This window comes from Stappia sp. WLB 29 (genome assembly GCF_023507705.1).
GTDB lineage: Bacteria > Pseudomonadota > Alphaproteobacteria > Rhizobiales > Stappiaceae > Stappia.
In genome coordinates this window covers 2,501-5,843 of record NZ_JALBGD010000021.1, presented here as the reverse complement: position 1 = coordinate 5,843, position 3,343 = coordinate 2,501, and the positions used below count along the sequence as shown (strand labels likewise).

At 56.3% G+C, this 3,343-nt stretch carries 2 rRNA genes; both read right to left on the bottom strand.

What is annotated here, in order from left to right:
• Window positions 1–13: 13 nt before the first annotated feature.
• A 5S ribosomal RNA gene (rrf, locus tag MNI96_RS21670) occupies window positions 14–129 on the bottom strand.
• Window positions 130–210: 81 nt separating this feature from the next.
• A 23S ribosomal RNA gene (locus MNI96_RS21665) occupies window positions 211–2,934 on the bottom strand.
• Window positions 2,935–3,343 lie beyond the last annotated feature (409 nt).

Genomic DNA, 3,343 nt, shown 5'->3' with positions numbered 1-3,343 from the left:
TTGCGCTTTGCGGGCCTGGCGGCGACCGACTCTCCCACGTCTTGAGACGCAGTACCATTGGCGCTGGGGCGTTTCACTTCCGAGTTCGGGATGGGATCGGGTGTTTGGGTCCCCGCAATGGCCACCAGGCCGGCAGAGCGCAAAAATCGTGAACTGGTCTTAGGTTTTGTTTTGTCCTGATTGGACTTGGATGGGCATTGATTAATGAGAGTGATCAAGCCGGTCGAGCTATTAGTACCGGTAAGCTTCACGCATTGCTGCGCGTCCACACCCGGCCTATCGACGTGGTGGTCTTCCACGGCTCTGATAGGGAGAACTGGTTTTGAGGCCGGTTTCCCGCTTAGATGCTTTCAGCGGTTATCCGTTCCGCACATAGCTACCCTGCTATGCCGCTGGCGCGACAACAGGTCCACCAGAGGTGCGTCCATCCCGGTCCTCTCGTACTAGGGACAGATCCTCTCAATTCTCCTACACCCACGGCAGATAGGGACCGAACTGTCTCGCGACGTTCTGAACCCAGCTCACGTACCACTTTAATCGGCGAACAGCCGAACCCTTGGGACCTGCTCCAGCCCCAGGATGTGATGAGCCGACATCGAGGTGCCAAACGATTCCGTCGATATGGACTCTTGGGAATCATCAGCCTGTTATCCCCGGCGTACCTTTTATCCGTTGAGCGATGGCCCTTCCACGAGGGACCACCGGATCACTATGACCGACTTTCGTCTCTGCTCGACTTGTCAGTCTCGCAGTCAGGCGGGCTTATGCCATTGCACTCGACGAACGATTTCCGACCGTTCTGAGCCCACCATCGCGCGCCTCCGTTACCATTTGGGAGGCGACCGCCCCAGTCAAACTACCCGCCACACACTGTCCCGGACGTTGTTGCGCCGCGGTTAGACATCCATGACGACAAGGGTGGTATTTCAAGGGTGACTCCACAAGAGCTGGCGCTCCTGCTTCAACGTCTACCACCTATCCTACACATGTCGACACGAATGCCAGTGTGAAGCTGTAGTAAAGGTGCACGGGGTCTTTCCGTCTGACCGCAGGAACCCCGCATCTTCACGGGGAATTCAATTTCACTGAGTCTATGCTGGAGACAGCGGGGAAGTCGTTACGCCATTCGTGCAGGTCGGAACTTACCCGACAAGGAATTTCGCTACCTTAGGACCGTTATAGTTACGGCCGCCGTTTACCGGGGCTTCAATTCGGTGCTTGCACACCTCCTCTTAACCTTCCGGCACCGGGCAGGCGTCAGACCCTATACGTCGCCTTGCGGCTTCGCAGAGCCCTGTGTTTTTGATAAACAGTCGCCACCCCCTGGTCTGTGCCCCCCGAACCTGGTTGCCCAAGCCCGGGGCTCCCTTCTCGCGAACTTACGGGAGCAATTTGCCGAGTTCCTTCAGCATAGTTCTCTCAAGCGCCTTGGTATGCTCTACCAGTCCACCTGTGTCGGTTTCGGGTACGGTCTGTACGCGGGAGCTATTTCCTGGAACACCTTCACCGCATCCCCAATCCAGTAAGGGGATACGATACACGGCATCCGTCACTACCCGCAGGCTGCAGAATATTAACTGCATTCCCATCGACTACGCCTTTCGGCCTCGCCTTAGGGGCCGGCTAACCCTGCGCCGATTAGCGTTGCGCAGGAACCCTTGGACTTTCGGCGAGGGGGTCTCTCACCCCCTTTATCGTTACTCATGTCAGCATTCGCACTTCCGATACCTCCAGGAGCCCTCACGGGTCTCCCTTCGCAGGCCTACGGAACGCTCCGCTACCGCTCAGCTTACGCTGAACCCGCAGTTTCGGTACATGGCTTGAGCCCCGTTACATTATCGGCGCGGAACCCCTTGACTAGACCAGTGAGCTGTTACGCTTTCTTTAAATGATGGCTGCTTCTAAGCCAACATCCTGGTTGTTTTGGGAGTCCTACATCCTTTGCCACTTAGCCATGATTTGGGGACCTTAACTGGCGGTCAGGGTTGTTTCCCTCTCCACAATGGACGTTAGCACCCACTGTGTGTCTGCCGGATAGTACTTTCTGGTATTCGGAGTTTGGTTAGGATCAGTAAGACGGTGAGTCCCCATAGCCCATCCAGTGCTCTACCCCCAGAAGTATTCGTCCGACGCTCTACCTAAATAGATTTCGCGGAGAACCAGCTATTTCCGAGTTTGATTGGCCTTTCACCCCTAGCCACAACTCATCCCCGACTTTTTCAACAGGCGTGGGTTCGGTCCTCCAGTGCGTGTTACCGCACCTTCAACCTGGTCATGGCTAGATCACTCGGTTTCGGGTCTAATCCGACATACTAAATCGCCCTGTTCAGACTCGCTTTCGCTGCGCCTACACCTTACGGCTTAAGCTTGCATGTCAAATTAAGTCGCTGACCCATTATACAAAAGGTACGCCGTCAGGCTTGCGCCCTCCGACTGTTTGTAGGCATCCGGTTTCAGGGTCTGTTTCACTCCCCTCGTCGGGGTGCTTTTCACCTTTCCCTCACGGTACTTGTTCGCTATCGGTCGACAAGGAGTACTTAGGCTTGGAGGGTGGTCCCCCCATGTTCAGACAGGATTTCACGTGTCCCGCCCTACTCGAGGACTTATGCTCTTTCTACCCGTACGGGACTATCACCCGCTATGGTCCGACTTTCCAGACGGTTCCGGTTCTTAAGCACAAGCCACTGGCCTGGTCCGCGTTCGCTCGCCACTACTAACGGAGTCTCTGTTGATGTCCTTTCCTCCGGGTACTGAGATGTTTCAGTTCCCCGGGTTCGCCCCCTTACGGGTACTCCTTACGGAGTGGGTTTCCCCATTCGGAAATCCGCGGATCAAAGCTTATTCGCAGCTCCCCACGGCTTATCGCAGCGTATCACGTCCTTCATCGCCTCTTGTCGCCAAGGCATCCACCGAATGCCCTTAAGGCACTTGATCACTCTCATTATCAATGCCCATCCAAGGTGCCAGCCGAAGGTGGCACCAGGCATCGATACTAAGACCAGTTTCACGAGATCATATCCAGCGATGCGCGCGGTCAGCAGCGCTCCGGAGGCTCAACCCTCCGCTCAGTAAAGGGACCAGATGTCGGACCGAGGTCCTTTAACTGATCGCCGGCAAGCAACGGAACGCCAAATGGCCCGCGCCCCTTCAAGGCACAAGCCGCGCTCCAGCCCCCTTACAGGCCGAACAGATCTTCTATCTACGATGTCAAGGTGAACAGGCGGATCAGGCAAGGCCCGACCCGCAAACGGGTTCTTCGTCTTCGGAAACGATCCTGCGCTCGAGGCACCATCCAGGGACGATGCCGATCGCGGACATGAGCAAGGCGATGGCCAGACGGCCG